Annotated in this window: 17 protein-coding genes and 1 tRNA gene; 9 read left to right on the forward strand and 9 right to left on the reverse strand. The window is 70.3% G+C overall.

The genetic code is table 11. The features are described from left to right. Positions 1-156 precede the first annotated feature (156 nt). Positions 157-753 (reverse strand): hypothetical protein, encoded by a 597-nt coding sequence (locus BS83_RS06145; protein ID WP_051942699.1) that lies wholly within the window; start codon positions 751-753, stop codon positions 157-159. Positions 754-1,150: 397 nt separating this feature from the next. On the opposite strand from BS83_RS06145, the gene BS83_RS06150 reads away from it, so the two are divergent. Beyond that, positions 1,151-1,804, forward strand: a complete 654-nt coding sequence (locus BS83_RS06150) for a bifunctional DNA primase/polymerase (RefSeq protein ID WP_037601760.1) — start codon at positions 1,151-1,153, stop codon at positions 1,802-1,804. Positions 1,805-2,063: 259 nt separating this feature from the next. On the opposite strand, the gene BS83_RS06155 is transcribed toward BS83_RS06150, so the two are convergent. The 4 genes from BS83_RS06155 to BS83_RS06170 all read right to left on the reverse strand — a co-directional run bounded on the left by BS83_RS06155 (position 2,064) and on the right by BS83_RS06170 (position 6,408). Beyond that, positions 2,064-3,038 carry a DUF5926 family protein gene (locus BS83_RS06155; RefSeq protein ID WP_037601763.1) on the reverse strand — a complete coding sequence of 325 codons (975 nt, stop codon included), beginning with the start codon at positions 3,036-3,038 and terminating at the stop codon, positions 2,064-2,066. A 214-nt stretch (positions 3,039-3,252) separates the two neighbouring features. After that, complete coding sequence (locus BS83_RS06160) at positions 3,253-3,756, reverse strand: ATP-binding protein (protein ID WP_037601765.1); 504 nt, start codon at positions 3,754-3,756, stop codon at positions 3,253-3,255. Between the two features lie 319 nt (positions 3,757-4,075). Beyond that, positions 4,076-4,942, reverse strand: coding sequence for a glycerophosphodiester phosphodiesterase (locus BS83_RS06165; protein WP_051942700.1), 867 nt, complete (start codon positions 4,940-4,942; stop codon positions 4,076-4,078). Positions 4,943-5,010: 68 nt separating this feature from the next. Further along, positions 5,011-6,408, reverse strand: coding sequence for a purine-cytosine permease family protein (locus BS83_RS06170; RefSeq protein ID WP_051942701.1), 1,398 nt, complete (start codon positions 6,406-6,408; stop codon positions 5,011-5,013). Between the two features lie 284 nt (positions 6,409-6,692). Between BS83_RS06170 and BS83_RS06175 the strand changes: the two genes are divergently transcribed. From BS83_RS06175 to BS83_RS45165, 3 genes are all read left to right on the forward strand, one after another. Continuing rightward, the gene (locus BS83_RS06175) at positions 6,693-8,249 is read left to right on the forward strand and encodes a S1C family serine protease (RefSeq protein WP_037601768.1); all 1,557 of its coding nucleotides are present in this window, start codon (positions 6,693-6,695) and stop codon (positions 8,247-8,249) included. A 92-nt stretch (positions 8,250-8,341) separates the two neighbouring features. After that, positions 8,342-8,428: transfer RNA gene (locus BS83_RS06180), tRNA-Ser, on the forward strand. A gap of 478 nt (positions 8,429-8,906) precedes the next feature. Then, positions 8,907-9,647 carry a hypothetical protein gene (locus BS83_RS45165; protein WP_157596963.1) on the forward strand — a complete coding sequence of 247 codons (741 nt, stop codon included), beginning with the start codon at positions 8,907-8,909 and terminating at the stop codon, positions 9,645-9,647. A 107-nt stretch (positions 9,648-9,754) separates the two neighbouring features. Here the strand turns inward: BS83_RS45165 and BS83_RS41485 are convergent, their stop codons facing one another. After that, the gene (locus tag BS83_RS41485; protein WP_051942702.1) at positions 9,755-10,141 is read right to left on the reverse strand and encodes a DUF6221 family protein; all 387 of its coding nucleotides are present in this window, start codon (positions 10,139-10,141) and stop codon (positions 9,755-9,757) included. Positions 10,142-10,208: 67 nt separating this feature from the next. Between BS83_RS41485 and BS83_RS06190 the strand changes: the two genes are divergently transcribed. Further along, complete coding sequence (locus BS83_RS06190) at positions 10,209-10,976, forward strand: IS5/IS1182 family transposase (protein ID WP_037601771.1); 768 nt, start codon at positions 10,209-10,211, stop codon at positions 10,974-10,976. Between the two features lie 554 nt (positions 10,977-11,530). Here the strand turns inward: BS83_RS06190 and BS83_RS06195 are convergent. The 3 genes from BS83_RS06195 to BS83_RS06205 form a co-directional block, all read right to left on the reverse strand. Next, complete coding sequence (locus tag BS83_RS06195; protein WP_157596965.1) at positions 11,531-11,803, reverse strand: hypothetical protein; 273 nt, start codon at positions 11,801-11,803, stop codon at positions 11,531-11,533. Between the two features lie 286 nt (positions 11,804-12,089). Continuing rightward, positions 12,090-13,661 carry a hypothetical protein gene (locus tag BS83_RS06200; RefSeq protein WP_037601777.1) on the reverse strand — a complete coding sequence of 524 codons (1,572 nt, stop codon included), beginning with the start codon at positions 13,659-13,661 and terminating at the stop codon, positions 12,090-12,092. A 267-nt stretch (positions 13,662-13,928) separates the two neighbouring features. Then, a complete protein-coding gene (locus BS83_RS06205; RefSeq protein ID WP_051942703.1) occupies positions 13,929-14,342 on the reverse strand; it encodes a hypothetical protein in 414 nt (137 codons plus the stop codon). A 345-nt stretch (positions 14,343-14,687) separates the two neighbouring features. On the opposite strand from BS83_RS06205, the gene BS83_RS06210 reads away from it, so the two are divergent. The 4 genes from BS83_RS06210 (at position 14,688) to BS83_RS06225 (ending at position 18,807) form a co-directional block, all read left to right on the forward strand. After that, positions 14,688-15,662 carry a hypothetical protein gene (locus tag BS83_RS06210; protein WP_037601780.1) on the forward strand — a complete coding sequence of 325 codons (975 nt, stop codon included), beginning with the start codon at positions 14,688-14,690 and terminating at the stop codon, positions 15,660-15,662. Positions 15,663-15,885: 223 nt separating this feature from the next. Then, positions 15,886-16,182: a hypothetical protein gene (locus BS83_RS06215; RefSeq protein ID WP_037601783.1), complete on the forward strand. Its 297-nt coding sequence runs from the start codon at positions 15,886-15,888 to the stop codon at positions 16,180-16,182. Positions 16,183-16,315: 133 nt separating this feature from the next. Then, the gene (locus BS83_RS47250; RefSeq protein ID WP_063774106.1) at positions 16,316-17,626 is read left to right on the forward strand and encodes an OB-fold domain-containing protein; all 1,311 of its coding nucleotides are present in this window, start codon (positions 16,316-16,318) and stop codon (positions 17,624-17,626) included. Next, positions 17,623-18,807, forward strand: coding sequence for a lipid-transfer protein (locus BS83_RS06225; protein ID WP_037601787.1), 1,185 nt, complete (start codon positions 17,623-17,625; stop codon positions 18,805-18,807). Before BS83_RS47250 ends, BS83_RS06225 begins: the two co-directional genes overlap by 4 nt. Positions 18,808-18,834: the final 27 nt, after the last annotated feature.

The following is an 18,834-nucleotide window of genomic DNA, read 5'->3' on the forward strand; positions in this document are numbered from 1 at the left end:
AATTGAATCACTATGCACCCCCATGTCATGCCATACGGCAATTAATGAGTCTCTTCTACACACACCGATCGGGTGATGTCCAGAACTGTCCGCTGCCACGTGGTTGGTGTCTTTGCCCGAATATTTGGCCGAAAAACATCGGTGCGACTGATCGTTTCAGCGATCGATTACGGGCACCGTCCGTCGTCCGCGGAGCGCCCTGGACACCTCCCGGCGGCCCCGGAGCCCGCGCCCCGGCTGCGCCCTGGGCGCTTCGAGCGCGACCGGTACGACCTTCGGTCCGGCGCGCATCAGATCGATGATCATTCCGGTCAACGCGCCGGCTCCCCCGGCCGGCGGTCGCGTCGCCGCGAAGGCCGCGCTGCTCACGCAGAACTCCCCGGTGAGCACCCCCGCCGCGGTGAAGCCCGCCCGCGCCAGTCCCCGCTGCTCGCGCCGGGCCGCCGCGTCCCCGCGCCCGGTGCCCACCGCGACCGCCGCGTCGGCCGCGCCCGCCGCGACCGGGGCCAGCAGCACGAACGCCTCCTCCACGGCCGGGCCCCGGCCCGCGTCGACGAAGAGCAGCGGCAGGGGTGCGTATCCGGCCAGCTCCGCCTCGTCGTGCAGCAGGACCGCGCCGCTGTCCGCGGCGACGCGACGGGTCGAGTCGGTGGACCCGGCCTCCAGCACCAGAACCGCCCGAATGGCGGGCAGCGCGCGGGCCGCGAGCACGGTGAGGGCGATCCGGGCCGCGTCGTTGCGCGCACGGATCACGACCGCCGCTTCGGGAGCGGGAATTGATGTGGGGTCAGCCTCGTGGGCCGACGAGAAATCCGGGTCCATCCCCGGATCGTACGTTTGCCGACCCCTCTAGCAGAGCCCCCCGTAGCAGGCCGCCGGAATACCCCGAACGGAGGAACCATCCTGACTCGCCGTGCGTCATTCCGGACGATGCGTCAGTCTCGTCAGAGAACGTGCTCGTGAGTGCCCTCGGTGGGTAGAGAACCGTTACGGGGCGGCGCCGCCCAGGCCGATCGGCCGACGGGGCGGGCGCATTCGCCGCCCCCGCACCGCCACCCGCCGGGTCCACGGGCGCGATGGGCGTGGTGCGCTTCTCGTTGCGCGAGGTCACGTACCGATCCTTGACCGTCACGGAAAGGAACGAGTGCTCATGCGCGGGGTATCAACACTCGTCAGAAACGCCAAGCAGCGGCGGTCGAGGGCGCAGCTGCTGAACGCGGCCAGGGTCGCCGCGCGCGGCTGGGGTTGGCCGGTGGCGCCCGCGGTCGGGCTCACCGCCGAAGGGGACTGCCGCTGTCCCAGGATCGACTGCCCGGTTCCCGGGGCCCACCCCCACGACCCCAAGCTGCTCGCCGCCACGACGGACGACCGGATGATCAAGTGGTGGTGGTCCCGCCGTCCCACGGCGCCGGTGTTGGTGGCGACGGGCTCGCAGGTCTGCGCGCTGAGCCTGCCGGCCGAGGCGGGCGCACGCGTGCTGGACTACTTCGACGCGCTCCGGGTGCCGACGGGTCCGGTGATCGCCACGCCCACCCGCTACGTCCTGCTCGTCGCGCCCTACTCGCTCCCGGAGTTGGCCGACCTGTTGGTGGCCCAGGAGTGGGTGCCGAGCAGTCTGCGCTACCACGGTCCAGGCGGCTTCGTCGTGCTGCCGCCCTCGGAGACGGGCGCCGGCGCGCTGCGCTGGATCCGCCGCCCGCTCTCGGCGCGGCGCACGCCGTGGCTACCGGCGGTGAGCGATCTGGTGGAGGCGCTGGTCGAGGCGAGCATCGCCACGCCCGACGGGGCCACTCTGGCGCCGTGACGGATGGTCTTGCCAACCCTGGACGCAGACAGGAAATGCCCGGCCGCTGGCGACGGGGGATGCACCAGCGACCGGGCTGTTTAAACCGTAACAAACGAAGGGCCGCAAGCAAATTCCCTGGGCCCGACCTTTTCCCCGGAATTCTGCCCTCCACCCGGTGAATGTGACGCAGATCACTGAATTGAGGGACGATCTGACGGCCCATCCACCGGGCCCGGGCGGGATTACGGGCGGAACGGTGGCCGAAGGTGAGGGGAATTCAGCTCAGCGTGACCTGACGGCTGGAGAGCGACGCACGAGCCTTCCGCTGTTCCGCCGTCAGCGGCTCGGAGACCGCGAGCGCGGCGGCGAGCCGCTCGGCGAAGGCGGCGGCCGGCTTCTCGCAGTCGTCGGCCGTCATCGTCTGCGGCAGGTCCCAGACCGGCACGACCAGCCCGTGCGCCCGGAACGAGCCGACCAGCTTGGTGCCCTCGCCCAGGGAGGCCTCGCCGGAGGCGGAGAGCCTGGCCAGCGCGTCGAGCAGCGGCTCCTCGGCGTGCGGCATCACCCAGCGCAGGTGGTTCCGGTCGGGCGCCTGGCACCAGTACGCGTGGGCGACCGACTCCAGCTTCTCGGTCGGGATGACCGCGGCGTTGGCCTGTTCCAGCGAGGCGGCCACCTCACCCGTCGCGTTCTCCGCGTCCTCCAGCCAGAACTCGAAACCGGTGTGCACGGCGGGCTCGAACGCGGCGTCCACGTCCAGGAGTTCCTGAAGACGCGGTCCGCCGGGCGCCGGGCGGCGCGGCGGCACCGGGGAGCCGGGCTCGGCGGCCAGCGCCAGCACCAGCGCGTCGGCCAGATCCCGGCTCAGGTCGCCGGAGGAGGTCTGCGTCTGCAGGCCCAGCATGATGCTGCCGTCCTGGCGGCGCATCGCCGGCCAGGCCATCGGGAGCACCGTGGCCAGGGTGACCGAGGGGACCTCGCCGTTCGCCGTGGCGAGCGTGGCGGCGTTCAGAGTCAGCGGCACGGTCGCGGCGGGCACCAGCTCGCGCAGCGCGACCCAGTCGCCCTCGCCCGGCAGTCCTTCGAACGGGCGCTGCACCAGCTCCGCGACGGCGTGGGCGGCTTCGCGCCCGTGGCACGCCTTGTAGCGACGCCCGGAGCCGCAGGGGCAGGCTTCGCGCGCGCCGACGACGGGGATCGGCCCGTCGGTGACGGCCGGGGCGGTGCGGAGGGGGGCCTTCTTCTTGGCCATGGTGCGTACTCCCGAGGGAACGGAGGGGTTTCCTTCCGCAGAGGTTACGGGCTCGGCCCCGTGCCCCGCGGCGCGCGGACGGCGCGCCCGCGCCCTGGCGGCGGGTCCGCGGGGTGCGCGGAACCGCACCTCCGGCCCCGGCCCCACTCGCCGTCAGCCCTGCTCGAAGCCCCGGTCGGCACCCGTGCCGCACGCCCCCGTACGCGGTGTCCGCTCAGCTCGCCGCGGCGGCCGGTGTCTCGGGATCGCGTCGGGCGTGCCGGGCCCTCACCCTGAGCACCGCCCATACCGTCACTTCACCGGGGGCGTCCCTGACGCCCCACTCCGTGGCCAACTGGCCGACGATTCCCAGCCCTCGGCCGCCCTTGGCGGTCAGCGAGGGCGAGGCTCTGCGCGGGCGGGTCGGCCCGCCGCCGTCGGTCACCTCCACGGTGAGCAGGCCGTCGCTGTGCAACTCCCAGCCGACCACGACCTGTTCGAACTGCTCCGCCTGACTCGGGTGGTCCCGCTCGCGCTCCAGCGGCCGCGCGTGGCGGCAGGCGTTGCTGAGCAGTTCCGACAGAATCAGCACCGCGTCGTCTATGACGCCCTCGGGTACCAGATGCTCGCCAAGGTCGTCGCGCAGGCGACGTCGCGCGGCACGCACACTCTCCGGACCATAGGGCACTGCCATGGTCGACGAAGAAGTCGGCACATCATGCGCCACCACCACGGCCACCCCCGGACCTCCTCCTTCGTTTGCGCCAGGGTGTGAATGCCCGGTGCGAGCAAGTCGAAAACTGAAATCTCCGCACCTTGGCGGGCTTTCCGGGAGCCCGGGCCGGGCGCGAGGAGCGCATTTCACAGCGCGTCACCGCTTTGTGACGCTGTGCATTCACGGAGTGGTTCAGAATAGCGATCCGGCCAGGATCCAGATGAATTTCCAGCCATTTTCGCCCGTCTACGCGTGCGGTCTCCCCGATCGGGATCCGAGGCGCTCGCGAGGCGGCGCGGGGCCGTCCCCAGGGCGGTCCGCGAGCGGATCCGACCTGCCGCGGCTACCGTCCGAGCTGGTCCAGCACCCGCTGCGGATGGTTGGTGATGATCGCCTCCACGCCCAGCCGCAGGCACAGCTCGACGTCCTCGGGCTCGTCCACCGTCCAGACGTGGACCCGGTGGCCGGCCCGGTGCAGTGCCGCGACGTAGCCGGGGTTCGCGCGGACCAGATCGATGCCCGGCCCCGCGATCCGCGCCCCGTGCGGGAGCGAGCCGTCCCTGAGCCAGGGCAGCACCCGCTCCATCAGGAAGACCGTCGGCAGCTGCGGCGCCATCTGGCGGACCCGGCGCAGCGACATCTGCGAGAAGCTCATGATCCGCACCGGCGAGGAGTCCTCGTCCGCCTCGCCCCGGCCGGCACCGCCTCTGCCCGCCTGGCCCGCGCCCTCCGGCACGAGGCCGAACCGGCGCAACAGCTCCAGCAGGCGCTTCTCCACCAGGCCCGCGTAGCGCGTGGGGTGCTTGGTCTCGATGGCCAGCTCCACCCGGCGGCCGGCGTCGGCGTGGAGTTCGAGCAGCCGTTCCAGCGTGAGCACGCTGGTGTGTTCGGGAGAGGTCCAGTCGGCCTCCTCCGAGCCGCCGAGCTTCCAGCCGCCGAAGTCCAGCTCGGCGAGCTGGGCGAGCTCCAGGGTGGAGACGACGCCACGCCCGTTCGAGGTCCGGTCGACCGTCCGGTCGTGGACGCAGACAAGGTGCCCGTCGGCGGTCAGCCGTACGTCGCACTCCAGTCCGTCCGCACCCTGCTCGATGGCCAGCTGGTACGCGGCGAGGGTGTGTTCGGCGAAGGTCCCCGACGCGCCGCGGTGCGCGATGACGCGTGTGGCGGCGCGGTTGGGGACGGAGGCGATCGGGCCGGGCGGGGTGTGCACGCCACCACGATAGGGGGCCCGCGTGTACCGGAGGTGAACGTCCGCCGCGGACCCCTGACCTGGCCGGGCTAGGCCCTGTCGGACGGGGCCTGGGCGCCCGTGCCGGTGGGCAGCGCGTCCTTGCGCAGCAGCGGCGTGAGCGCCAGCGTCACGCCGCCCGCCGCGAGGAAGGAGAAGAGCGAGGCGGAGGTCCACGGCGTCCCGTGGATGTGCGTGAGGTTCTGCGCGTGCGTCCAGAAGTGCTTCCACCAGGCGTAGGGCAGCGCCGCCGGCGAGATCAGCTCGTAGAGGGTGAAGCCGATCACCCACGGCAGCGGCATCAGCCAGCGGGTCGGCGCGTTCTCGCCCATGTCCCAGCCGTCGCGGCCGCGGCCGAGGAAGAAGTCCACCGCCAGCACGGCCAGCAGGGGTACGAAGACCGCCCCGATCAGCCCGAGGAAGGCGTAGTAGGTGTCGGTGAACCCGTCGATGGCGAGCGCGCCCGCCGTCACCAGCGCGCCGATGCCCAGGGTCAGCCAGCGCCGGTCCACCTTCGGGAAGAGGTTGTGGATCGACATGGCGGTCGAGTAGACGTTGGCGAAGGACTGATCCGCCTCGCGCAGCACCAGCACCAGGAAGAAGAGCCAGCCGGCGGTCAGGCCGGTGAAGGTCGAGAAGATCTTGTTCGGGTCGCCGCCCACCTGGGTCAGCGCGACCACGCCGACCAGGTAGCACCAGATCTGCGCGACGGTGTAGCCGGTGAAGGTGCCCCAGTACGCGCCCTTGGCCGTGCGGGCGTGCCGGGTGTAGTCGGCGGCCAGCGGCACGAAGGAGATGGACACCGCGATCACGTAGTCGGTCGCGCCGAGGAAGCCGTTCCAGTTGCCGCCGCCGGGGTTGTGCACCCCGTGCCGGACCAACTGGACGGTGAAGAAGAGCATGGAGATACCGACGGCGATCGCGACGTAGCGCCGCAGCACCGCGATCGAGCCCAGCGGCCGGATCGTCATCGCCGTGGTCAGCACACCGGCCGCGACCACGTAGACCCAGCGCGGGACGCCCCCGTAGAGCGCCTGGGCGCCCTGGGTGATCACGATCAGCTCGTAGACGCCCCAGCCGACGCACTGGGCGATGTTCAGCAGCGTCGGGACGTAGGAGAGACGGGTGCCGAAGAGGCCGCGCAGGATCGCCATCGCCGGGGCGCCGGTCCGCTGGCCGATCAGGGCGGCCAGGGCGAGCATCAGCGTGCCGACGACGGTGCCCACGACGATGGCGGTGATCGAGGCGGCCAGCGCGAGGTTCTTCCCGTTCGCGTCGACCATCACCGTGGCGGCGCTGGAGAACCCGATCAGACTCACGCCGAGGTTCGCCCAGAAGGCCCCCTGGTCGCGGAAGCTGAGCGTGCGCGGGGGCGCGGTGTCGAGGACGAGCGGGGCCTCGGCGTGCGCGTCGCCGGTGGCGGGACCGTGTTCGAGGGTGGCGGACATGACCGTCTGCAGAGCTCCCTACGCCGGCATTACCCGGTCAGGTTCAGGCGGTCGGCGGCCCTGCCGCGTGGTGCGGCCCGCTGCCCTCTCAGCCTGGAATGAGGTCCAAGCTCCCGCGAATATGATGCGTGTGTTCGAGGGCATGGTACGGCTGACGGCCGGGTACGGCCAAGACCTGTCCACGGCTGTCACCATGCCGTACGCACGGCTGGGACTTACGATGCCCCGACAGCCTGTGCGGAATGCTTAGGGACGTGTAGGTCCCTCATAAAGGAGGTCATTTCGTGAGCACCGAGCACGAGGGTGGGCTCGACGGGTCGGAGCGCCCTGCCCCCGATGCGGTTCCGGCGGATGGTTCGGATCGTCCGGCGGAGCAGGCGCCCGCGAGCAGCCCGGTCGCGCCCCCGGCCGACCCCGACCTCGCCGGCTACCCGGCGCCCGCGGCCCCCACGCAGCCGCCCGCCGACGAGCAGCCGACGGCCGTCCAGCCGCCGGTGCCGCCGGTTCCGGCCGCAGCGCAGCCGCCCGCGCACACGCCGTCGGCCGGCCACCTGCCTCCCCCGCCGCCGCAGCCCCCGTACGGCGCGCCCGCGGCCCCGCCGCAGCCGCCGCACCAGCCGCCGCACCAGCCCTACTGGCAGACCGCCCCGATGCCGCCCGTCCCCGACACCCCCGCCGGGCTCTTCGGTGAGGGCCAGGTCGTCACCAAGCCCAAGCGCAGCGGCCGCAGCGGCTTCATCGCCCTGCTCGCCGCGACCGCGATCATCGCGGGCGGCGTCGGCGGAGGCATCGGCGCGTGGGTGGAGAGCCGCAACACCGGAAGCGGCGGCGGCGACAGCACCACGGTCAGCACCACCACCGACCCGAGGCAGCTCAGCCGCCCGGCGGGCTCCATCTCGGCCATCGCCGCCAAGGCGCTGCCCAGCGTGGTCACCATCGAGGCCAGCGGCTCCTCCGAGTCCGGCACCGGCACCGGGTTCGTCTTCGACACCCAGGGCCACATCCTCACCAACAACCACGTCGTCGCGCCCTCGGTCGGCGGCGGCAAGCTGACGGTGAAGTTCGCCGACGGTGCCAGCTACGGCGCCTCTGTGGTCGGCCGGGCGCAGGGCTACGACGTGGCCGTGATCAAGCTGGACTCGGTGCCGAAGGAGAAGCTGGTCCCGCTGCCGCTGGGCGACTCGGACGCGGTCCAGGTCGGCGACTCCACGATCGCCATCGGCGCGCCCTTCGGGCTCTCCGGCACGGTCACCTCCGGCATCGTCAGCGCCAAGAACCGCCCGGTCGCCTCCGGCGACCAGACCGGCGCGCAGACGTCCTACATGAACGCCCTGCAGACCGACGCCTCGATCAACCCGGGCAACTCCGGCGGTCCGCTGATGAACTCCCAGGGCCAGGTCATCGGCATCGACTCGGCGATCCAGTCCACCGGCCAGTCCAGCGGCGGCGGCCAGTCCGGCAGCATCGGCCTCGGCTTCGCGATCCCGATCAACCAGGCCAAGTGGGTCGCCCAACAGTTGATCAAGACCGGCACCCCGGTCTACCCGATCCTCGGCATCCTGCGCGACGACACCTTCACCGGCGACGGCGCCCGCATCAACACCAGCCCGGTCCAGGGCACCCCGCCGGTCACCCCCGGTGGCCCGGCCGACCAGGCCGGCCTGAAGCCCGGCGACGTCATCACCTCCCTCGACGGCGTCCTCATCGACTCGGGCCCCACCCTGGTCAGCGAGATCTGGGCGCACCACCCCGGCGACAAGGTCGCCGTGATCTACACCCGCGGCGGCCAGTCCCACACCACGACGGTGACCCTCGGCTCGCGCGTCGGTGACAACCAGTAATCACCACCACCTTCGGCCCGAGTCATGAGAAGATCCCTGGCGTGGACCGTGATCGCGTCAGAACGTGACGCGCGATCGCGCCGTCCGCGCCAGGAGTCTTGCCCGAGCGGCCTAAGGGAACGGTCTTGAAAACCGTCGTGGCAGTGATGTCACCGTGGGTTCAAATCCCACAGACTCCGCAGTAGGACGGCCCCCGACCAGCAACAACGGTCGGGGGCCGCCTGCTGCCAGTGTGGCCGTGAGTGGCCCTTGAGGACCGGGGCTTACCGCCGTATAGGGCACGTGAGGGGCACGGCCACAGGAATGGATGAGGCGGCCCGTCGGCTGGTGCGCTCGGCAGGATTCGAGCCTGCAACCTTTGATCCGTAGCTCTTAGCAATTTAGTCATATGCGGACAACTTGTGACTAATCCCGGCACGATGAATCCGTGGCGGTCGGCCTCGGGTGCAGCGGTTGCTGTACCTGGCTGAGGTACAGCACCTGAGCTGGGGAAGTTCACGTCGGTCGTTGAGCCCTGGCGCGGGTTCTGCAATGTTCCCCGACTCTTCCTTGTCACCGCCGGGCCTGGAGGCGTCTTCAGAGCCCTCTGCTCACCCCTGTTGAATCAGATTCCACTGAGAGCCGCACGGAGGGCAGGCAACCTGCTTGGATTGGGCCATGGTGACTGCTGAGACCTGGTATGACCATCCCGCCTGGGGCTTTGTCGGCGTCGTGATCGGAGTCGTTGCGATCGTTGCGGGGATTTGGGCTGCATTTCGCGCAGCCACTCCGAAAATGCGTTTGCGATACAAACTTTCGGGACTAACCCCCCTTATTGCCCAGGTGTCAGGCGTAGATCTGACGGTTACGCGAAACGGACGCAACCTGACGCATCCGTACGTAGCCACAATCACGCTTGCGGCCGAGGGGCGTCAAGATATACCGGAGGATGCTTTTTCAAAGGAACGCCCCCTTGTGCTCGACCTAGGCGCAGAGATTCTAGACATTCTAGATGCGCAATATTCTATTGAGCACGCCCCTGCCCCGGCCCTTTGTCTTAAGGGAGAACAGCTGCTCATCGGCCCGGACCTCATCCATCGCAACTCCGTTCTATCCATCTCAGTGCTCGTTGATGGAAGCGATCCGAAGCTGCTTCCGCCATCAAAAACCCTGGTGGACGTTCGCATCGAAGAGGGGGCGACGCCAATCAGGCAATTTCGCCAAGAACTTTCGATCCTGATCAGCTGTCTAGCCCTTCAGCTTTTCCTTGTTTTCTACGGCGTAGAATACCAGCATATTGACATGTGGAGCTTGACGATCTCAACGCCAGCCGAGTGGTTCGGTGCGATTGTCTCGGGGATCTTGGGTGCAATTGCCGGCGTCACATTTGCGCGTGTTCAGGCAAGGAGGCGTCGGTAACGGTAGCGGTCCGACTCCGCGACATTCGCCAGAAGGCACCCCATCTCGACTGGTTCTCTTGGTCGGGCACATTCGACTAAGGGCTGTCCCGCAATCGCTGAGGAAGATCAGGGGCGCCACTCTTCGCGGTAGTCGGCGTGATCGGCGTAGACCGAAGCGAGCAGGAGGACAGCAGTGTGCAGCCCCTCGTGGGAGGACACCTTTGCGCCGGCGTTCGCTGGTGAGTGGTCGTAGGCATCTACGATGGCCCGCTTGGCGTCGACGTCCGTCATGACGCGTGCTGGGTCGAAGCGGGCGATGTGGTCTGCCGGGCCGAGGAAGACGTCCGCGATCTCAGCGCCCGTGTCCAGCACAACGACCGTTCTTTCGGCTGTCCAGCATCCGCTGCTCGTCATGGCGTCACGGGCGTAGTTCCAGTCGTCCTGGAGTCGTGCCCTGAGGAAGGCTGCCACTTCCGCGGCCGACGTCTTGGAGGTGTCGTCGTCTCGGGTCATGGATGGATCCTCCCGGCCGGCTGCTGGTCGCGTCTACGCGGCCGTCTCCACCTGACATGATCTTCAAATGGCAAGTGTGATCACGGCTTCGGACCCTTCGTGGATAGGCCCGTTCGCCGGGCTGAGCCCCCGCGTGTTCCGCAAGCTGATCACCGTGCTGCGACGTGAAGGCGCCGATGAGGTCCGCCCCGGGCGCCCCTGGTCGCTTTCCCTGGAGGACCGGGTTCTGTTGGTAGCTGCTTACTGGCGCACCAACCTGACACTGCGGCAGCTTGCACCGCTGTTCGGCATCTCGAAGTCCGCGGCCGACCGGATCGTCGACCACATCGGCCCGCTGCTGGCGCTCAAGCAGCGGCAGCGTTTCCGCAAGGGAGCCGTGCTCATCGTCGACGGCACTCTCGTGCCCACCCGGGACCACTTCGTCGCGGAACAGTCCAAGAACTATCGGTACTCCACCAACCACCAGGTCGTCATCGACGCCGACACACAGCTGGTCGTTGTCGTGGGCAGACCGCTCCCGGGCAACCGGAACGACTGCAAGGCATGGGCCGAGTCCGGCGCAAAGGCGGCGGTCGGCAAGACCATCACGATCGCCGATGGCGGCTACCCGGGCACCGGTCTCGTCATGCCTCACCGCCGCTCGCCCGGCGGCGAACTCTGCGACTGGAAGCGGGAGCACAACCGCTCCCACAAGCAGGTCCGGGCCCGCGTCGAGCACGTCTTCGCGCGCATGAAGACCTGGAAGATCCTGCGCGACTGCCGCCTCAAGGGCGACGGGGTCCACCATGCGATGCTCGGCATCGCCCGCCTGCACAACCTCCTCCGGGCCGGATAACCAGCTGGCCTGCCCTCCGGCACGACAGCACGCCCACCCGGGAAGATCGATTACGGGACAGCCCTTAGGCGGCTCTGCCGATAAGGCAGGATCCAGGCTGAGTTGGGTGGTTTCTCCTCGATCGGGCAGCTCTGCCGGCCCTGGGAGGTTCCCGGTACGCCTCCGGTGCGCGATCGGGGAGGAGTCGCCCCTCCGCAGGAGGCCGCGCGCTTGGTCGCCTGCACAGGGCATGAACGACTGGCTTACCGAGGGGCACGGGGCGTCCGATGGGGCACGAATGGTGCACGCAGACGACTCGACTGCGCAGAGTGACTCGTCAGGGCCAGCTTGACCAGCGCGTTCGCGAGTGCGAAGCGCTTCGGCGCGGTTGTCTTGAAAACCGTCGTGGCAGTGATGTCACCGTGGGTTCAAATCCCACAGACTCCGCCGAGGTCGGTCTGAGCACCGGCCGGAAGGGGCACCCCGGCTGTCGGGGTGCCCCTTCGACGTTCGAGGGGCCCGCGTTCGGCGGCTGGGGCCGCCGTACCGCGGGCGGTCTGACCTGGGGATATCCCCTATCCGACTATCGTCCCGGTCGATGCGAGCGGAAAGGTCAGCATCCTGGTCCACGGCAGCAGCCATGTGGTCGCCGACGTGGTCGGCTTCTTCACCTCCGGCTCAAGCGGCGCGAAGTTCACCAGCGTGACGCCGAACCGTCTGCTGGACACCCGCAACGCGACCGGTGTGGCCACCAAGACCGTGATCCCGGCCGGGCATACGATCGCGCTCCAGGTCGTGGGGAAGGCCGGTGTCCCGGCCGGGATCACTGCGGTGGTCTTGAACGTCACGGTCACCCGGACCGCTGGCAGCGGCTTCCTCACCGTCTACGCCGACGGCACGACGGTGCCCGGGGTGTCCAGCCTCAACTGGACGGGGGGCGACGGTCCCCAACCAGGTCGTCGCGCCGGTCGGGGCGGATGGCAAGGTCGACCTGCACGTCAGCGGAGCCACCGCCGTCATCGCGGACGTTTTCGGCTACTTCAGGTAGCGACTACCCGAGCAGTGACGGATGGCGTGAGGCCCGGACCACCATGGTCCGGGCCTCACGCCGTGCGGCAGTGCGGGTGGTGCGGATCAGGCGAAGTAGCCCGCCACGTCGATGAGGAGGTCGGTGCTGCCCGAGGACATGTTCGCGAAGGCGAGTTCGATGCCGCGGGGGCTGCCCTCGGTGATGGCCATGAAGCCGTTCGACACGGCCTGGTGCGGGACGTAGTTGGCGCCCGAGGTCGCCTTCGCGCCCGACTGGTCGAGGTAGTCGACCCAGAGCCAGCCGGTCGTGTCCGGGTTGACCGTGGTCAGGTTGAGCACCATGGCCTGGGCCGGCGCGCCCTCGTTCACGAAGGCCGGGACCACGGTGTACAGCGGCTTGTAGGCCCCGATCCTGCCCTTCGGGACGGCGTTCTGCCAGGAGAGCCCGGTGCGGGTGTCCAGGATCCGGGTCGCGGCGACCGGGGTCGCGTTGGAGCCGGTCAGCCCGGGCGCCACCTGGGCCGGGACGAAGTCCAGGCCGGGGGTGGAGGTGTAGTAGCCCTCGATGTCGGCGACCAGGTCGATCGGCTTGCCCGAGCCGTTGAAGAACCGGACCTTGCCGTCCGCGCCGAGCGGGACGACGACCAGGTTGGGGACGTCCTGCTTGGCGGCGAAGTTGAGGTTCGAGGCCTGCGGCACCGCCGCGCCGTCCGGATAGGCGGTGACGAAGCCGGGCGCGGTGGATCCCGTCTCGGTCAGATTCAGCGCGACCGCCGTGACGCCCTGGGCGGGGACCGCCGGTGCGCCCTCGATCGCGAGGGTGGCCGAGCCGCGGCCCGGGACCTTCGCCGCGGCGCGGCCGTTGAGGGTGGTGCGCGTGTCCATCAGGCGCGTCGGCACCAGCGGGTGGTAACCCTGCCCGGCCTGGGCGGCGTAGTAGCCCTGGAGGTCCGCGAGCAGGTCGACGGTGCCACCCTGGTTGTACAGGTGGATCTTTCCGTCGGGGCCCACCGGGACGGTCACCGAGTTGGCCCGGGTCTGTCCGGCGAGGTAGTTCAGGCTGGAGCTGGTCGGGCGGCCGCCCGAGATGTCGGACCAGGCGGTGACGTAGCCGCTTCCGCTGGGGGATACGGCGGTCAGGTTCAGCACCACCGCGGACAGTGGCCCGCCGGGTCGGGCGGGGAAGGTCGCCGGGTCGATGGTGACCGTGTGGCCCGAAGCAACCCGGGCGGCGGTGCCGGTCCCGGTCCCGGTGCGCGTGTCGAGCACCCGGGCGGGCGTCACAGGGAAGAACTCGCCGCCCTGCGTGGTCAGGGACACCTGCTGGGAGGCGATCTGACCGGCCTCGGAGACGGTCACCTGGACCTTGTAGGCGCCGGGCTCCGCGTAGGTGTGCGGAAAGGCGGTCTGCTCCCAGCGGTTCGCGGCGTCCGAGTAGTCCAGCGTCGACTGCTTGCCGTCGCCCCAGTCGACGGTGAGCGAGCCCGTCCCGGAGACCTGGGACTCCTGGACGTTGGTCGCGAGCCGCACCGAATGGGTGCCCGTCGCCTGCGCGACGGTGCCCCAGACGCGCAGCGGGTAGGCGGTCGCTCCGGTCGGGTGCGCGGAGGCCGGCAGCCAGGCGCTGATCAGGCAGACGACTGCGGTGCAGCCGACAACTACGGCACTTCTACGCACACGTTCTCCAGCGATCTGTTCACTCATATGGTCGATCGCGGTGATCCTGTCACAGCCGAAGTCCCTGCGGCGCGGCGTAACTCCGCAGCCCACGCCCGGTTTTCGGGCATACCGGGCCAAAAGGCGGACACGTCGTCCACGACGGGAGCGGCCCCCGACCGGAAGGGTCGGGGGCCGCTCGCCCGGCCTGCGTCGCGCCGGTCGCGCCGGGTCGCGCCGGGTCGCGCCGGGTCGCTCCGGGTCGCGCCGGGTCGCGCCGGGCCGCGCTCAGCGCACGACGTGCACCGTGACCGGGGCGGTCTCGGCGAGCTGCCAGGTCCTGCCGCCCCACGGGTGTTGGACCTCCTGGAGGACGCCCCGCAGCTCCAGCGTGCCCAGGTGACCGGCACGGACCGAGCCGTAGGCGGTCGCCTCCTGGCGGGTGGAGTCGACGATCCGACCGCACCACGTGGTCTGCCAGGCGCCGCTGCTCCCGTAGCGCTCCTGGACGCAGAACCGTTGCAGGCCGGTGCTGTCGGAGATGCCTGCGCCGTGCACGCCGAACCACTGCCCGACGTGCTGGGAGCGCGGGCCGACCTGGATGTCGATGGTGCTCTTCGCCGAGGCGGTGCCGATCCCGGCGACCGCGACGGCGCCGGCCATGACGCCGACGGTGAGCAGTCGGGAAGCTGTCCTGAACACGGTGGTCCCCCTCTGGAGCCGTCCTTGCTGACATCGGCCCCCACGTGTCCCGTGCGATGCGCGGTTGCGGCGACGCCGCGAATCCGGCCGTTCGGCGGGGGCCGCCCCGCCGAAGGACCGCTCTGCCTCACGCCTCTCCCCGCCGGTCGGCGATCTGCCGGATCTGCCCTGGTCACAACTGATTTGACGGGCCGTCTCTTACTCTGCTCTCACTCCGGGGCCGGGGGTCGATGCGCCGGCTGTCACTAGTGTTCGGTACACGGAGCAGGACGCCCGGGGGGTCGGGGCGCCGCTCCGTACTGACGTTTCCGGCGTCTGCCGGACGATCGAGGGGAATCCGTGCCCGTGCGCTCTCGCACCCTTCTCGCCGCCGTGACGGCAGCCCTGCTCTCCGTCGGTGCGGCCGCCGCCGTTCCCGCCGCTGCCCACGCCGCCGGTCCCGTTCCGCCGAAGCTGCCGTTGACGCTGTCGGTCACCTCCGACACTCCGGCCGAGCCGCTCCAGCCCGGCGGCGGAGCCAGGTCCGTGACCATCAAGATCAACAACCCGGGCGCCAAGACGGTCGACCTGAACCTCGACGACATCGAGCTGACCGCCGGCCCGCTCGCGATCGACCCGAGCGAGATCTCGGCCCGACTGGTGGCCCGGGCCGGGACGCCGGCCACCGGCTTCTCGATCTTCCCGAAGGGCCACGGGCCGCACTTCGGCACGGGCATGACCGTCTACCCCAAGGGCAACCCGAAGGGCGCCTTCGAGGTGCCGGCCCACGCGACCTTCGTGTGGAAGCTGAACGTCGGGGTCGGCAGGACCTGGCCGGCCAACGACGGGCAGATCGGCGTCGGGGTGGTCGTCGAGGAGCAGCACATGAGCATGCACCAGATCCTCGGGACCACGCTGTACGTCGGAAAGAGCAGGACCGGCGGCCCGATCCTGGAGTCGCTGTCCGGTGCCACGACGCTCTCTCCGCGCCGGAACGCCATGGAGAAGTTCACCGTCACCAACCACTCGGGCGCGCCGATCGCCGGGCAGCTGCACTATCACCCCGACGCGTTCGCCGACCAGGCGGGCGTGGCCCTGAAGGTCTACCAGTGGATCCCGGCCAAGGGTGTCGTCAAGGCGCACTGGCAGGACGTCACCAAGACCGGGTTCGCCCTCGCCGGGATGGCGAACAACGCCTCGACCACGGTCTGGCTGCAGGTCCGGGTGCCGTCCTACACGGCCAAGGCCCCGTCGACGCACGGCATGCTGTGGCTCTTCAGCGATGAGGTCATGCCGACCCCGGACTCCATGCCCGACGTTCAGCTGACCGTCCTCCGCTGACGCCGACGGCGCCGGTGACGCGGCCGCTGTGGCAAGGGTTCTTACTCGTCCCGGTGACAGGTGCCGGATATGCCGGAGATCCTCCTGATCCACACCAACGGGCGAAAAGGCCTGGTAGGTCTGGCTCTTTGTCGATTCGTTGAGGAATCTGAGAGTGCGACGTCGCAGTCCCTGAAGTCACGTCAAGTCCCGCAAAGGGCACTTCGCACTCCCAGGAGGACGCATGTCCCGTATCCGTACCGCCCTTGTCGCCGTTCCGCTCGCCGCCGCCGCGCTGATGCTCGGAGCGGGGGCCGCAGCCGCCGACAACGGGGCGTTCGCGGGTGGGAACTCGAGCAGCACCACCGTCTCCGACACCGGTTCGGGCAACCTTTCCGGGTGGGTCGACGGCAATGCCAACTGGGCTCAGCAGACCGCGACCGGCGCGGGGGCGTCGAACCAGGACAACACGCTCGGGGTGAAGGGCAACACCGGAACGCTGTACAGCTCGCAGTCCAACGTGCGGATCTTCTTCGGGTGATCCGACGTCGCCGCTCCCGCTGAGACGGGGTGCAGGCCGTAGCAGGAGGCAGGGCCCCGGACCGTCCCGTCCGGGGCCCTGTCGTCGCCTGCGTCTCTTGACAGCGCACAGTATCTGACGCACTGTCAGATCCGTGAACTTCGACGCTTACCAGGGGCTCCCCTCGGCCGACGGCGGGGTCGCGCCCGATCTCGTCAACGCGCCGATGATCCGGCACTGGTGCGAGGCCATGGGCGACGCGAACCCCGCCTACACCGGCCCCGACGCCGTCGCGCCGCCCGCGATGCTGCAGGCCTGGACGATGGGCAGCTCGGGGCGCAGCCCGCACTACGACGCGCTGCTCGGAGGGCTGGAGCAGGCCGGCTACCGGTCCGTCGTGGCGACCGACTGCGAGCAGGAGTACCTGCGGCCGCTGCGGATCGGCGAGCGGGTGCTCTTCGACGCCGTCATCGAGAGCGTGTCCGCGGCGAAGCGGACCGCCCTCGGCACCGGCCACTTCGTCACCACCAGGACGGACCTGCGCGCCTACGACGAGGCGGGAGGCGAGAAGCCGGACGACGCGACGCCACTGGGGTCGCACCGGTTCAGGATCCTCAAGTTCACGCCGGCGGAACGCCCACCGGCTGGTTCGGAAGGAGAGCAGCCGCGTCCGCTGCGTCCACGTCCCGTGGTCAACCGGGACAACGCCGGATTCTGGGACGGGGTCGCCGCGGGCGAACTGCGCTTCCAGCGCTGCGAGGAGTGCGGTACGCCGCGTTTCCCCTGGCTGCCGGGCTGTAACCGGTGCGGCAGCGACCGCTGGCGGGCCGAGGCGGCGTCGGGGGACGGCGTCGTCTACTCCAGGGTCACCGTGCACCACCCGATGCCCGCCGCCTTCGGCCGTCCCTACGCGGTCGCGCTCGTCGAACTCGCCGAAGGCGTGCGGATCGTGGCCAACGTCGTGGGCGTTCCGCCCGAGCAGGTCGGCATCGGCACGCCGGTCAGGCTCGGCTTCCAGCGCTTCGACGAGGAGCTCGAACTTCCGGTCTTCCACCCGGGTGGCCCGGACCGGCTGCCGCCGCTGCGGGTCCCGCTGACCCGGACCCTGATCGTCGCCGGGGCCATCGCCTCGCGCGACTACCAGGACGTCCACCACGACGCGGAACTCGCGCGGGTCAAGGGCGCGCCGGACATCTTCATGAACATCCTGACCACCAACGGCCTGGTCGGCCGGTACGTCACCGACTGGGCCGGTCCGGACGCGCGGGTCGAGGCCATCGCGATCCGGCTCGGGGTCCCCGCCTACCCGGGCGACGAGCTGCAGTTCGGTGGTGAGGTCGTGCGGAGGTCGGACGAACCGGCCGGCGAGCGGGTGGAGCTCGCGGTGCGCGGGACGAACCGGCTCGGGGTCCATGTCAGCGGGACCGTCCAGGTCCTGATGCCGAGGAAGGGCGAGCACGCATGAGTCTGCACCGCGCCGACGCGCTGGGCGGTCGCGCCGCCGTCGTCGGCATCGGAGCGACCGAGTTCTCCAAGGACTCGGGCCGCAGCGAGCTCAAGCTCGCCGTCGAGGCCGTCCACGCCGCGCTCGACGACGCCGGGCTGACCCCCGCCGACGTCGACGGGATGGTCAGTTTCACCATGGACACCAACCCGGAGATCACCGTCGCCCAGGCGGCCGGGATCGGGGAGCTCTCCTTCTTCAGCCGGATCCACTACGGCGGCGGCGCGGCCTGCGCGACCGTGCAGCAGGCGGCGATGGCGGTGGCGACCGGCGTCGCCGAGGTGGTGGTCTGCTACCGCGCCTTCAACGAGCGTTCGGGCCACCGCTTCGGCTCCGGGCTCCAGGCGAGGCAGCCCTCGGCCGAGGGCGCGGCCATGGGCTGGACCATGCCGTACGGGCTGCTCACCCCCGCCTCCTGGGTCGCCCTGCACGCCGCGCGCTACTTGCACACCTACGGGCTCGGCCCGGAGGTCTTCGGTCCGGTCGCGGTCGCCGACCGGCGGCACGCCGCGACCAACCCGGCGGCCTGGTTCTACCAGCGGCCGATCACGCTTGAGGAGCACGCCGCCTCCCGTTGGATCGTCGAGCCGCTGCGGCTGCTGGACTGCTGCCAGGAGACCGACGGCGGCCAGGTGATCGTGGTCACCTCCCTCGAACGGGCCCGCGACCTGCCGCACCCGCCCGCCGTGATCGCCGCCGCCGCGCAGGGGGCGGGCCGCGGGCAGGAGGCGATGACCAGCTTCTACCGCGACGACCTCACCGGGCTGCCGGAGATGGGCGTCGTCGCCCGCCAGTTGTGGCGCACCAGCGGCCTGCGGCCCGAGGAGATCGACACTGCGGTGCTCTACGACCACTTCACCCCCTTCGTGCTGATGCAGCTGGAGGAGTTCGGCTTCTGCGGTCGCGGCGAGGCGGCGGACTTCGCCGCGGGCGGAGGGCTGGAGCTGGGCGGCCGGCTGCCGGTCAACACCCACGGCGGGCAGCTCGGCGAGGCCTACCTGCACGGCATGAACGGCATCGCCGAGGGCGTCCGCCAGGTGCGCGGCAGCTCCGTCAACCAGGTGGCGGGTGCGTCGAAGGTGCTGGTCACGGCAGGGACCGGGGTGCCGACCTCGGGGCTGGTGCTGACGGCGGACCGGTAAATGCTTTGCCTACGGACACTGGGCGCG

The organism is Streptacidiphilus rugosus AM-16, assembly GCF_000744655.1.
Classification (GTDB): Bacteria; Actinomycetota; Actinomycetes; order Streptomycetales; family Streptomycetaceae; genus Streptacidiphilus; species Streptacidiphilus rugosus.

Coding starts and splice junctions, on each gene's coding strand:
- BS83_RS06150 (WP_037601760.1), top strand. CDS start 1,151: ATGCGCGGGGTATCAACACTCGTCAGAAACGCCAAGCAGCGGCGGTCG.
- BS83_RS06155 (WP_037601763.1), bottom strand. CDS start 3,038: ATGGCCAAGAAGAAGGCCCCCCTCCGCACCGCCCCGGCCGTCACCGAC.
- BS83_RS06170 (WP_051942701.1), bottom strand. CDS start 6,408: ATGTCCGCCACCCTCGAACACGGTCCCGCCACCGGCGACGCGCACGCC.
- BS83_RS45165 (WP_157596963.1), top strand. CDS start 8,907: ATGGTGACTGCTGAGACCTGGTATGACCATCCCGCCTGGGGCTTTGTC.
- BS83_RS41485 (WP_051942702.1), bottom strand. CDS start 10,141: ATGACCCGAGACGACGACACCTCCAAGACGTCGGCCGCGGAAGTGGCA.
- BS83_RS06190 (WP_037601771.1), top strand. CDS start 10,209: ATGGCAAGTGTGATCACGGCTTCGGACCCTTCGTGGATAGGCCCGTTC.
- BS83_RS06215 (WP_037601783.1), top strand. CDS start 15,886: ATGTCCCGTATCCGTACCGCCCTTGTCGCCGTTCCGCTCGCCGCCGCC.
- BS83_RS06225 (WP_037601787.1), top strand. CDS start 17,623: ATGAGTCTGCACCGCGCCGACGCGCTGGGCGGTCGCGCCGCCGTCGTC.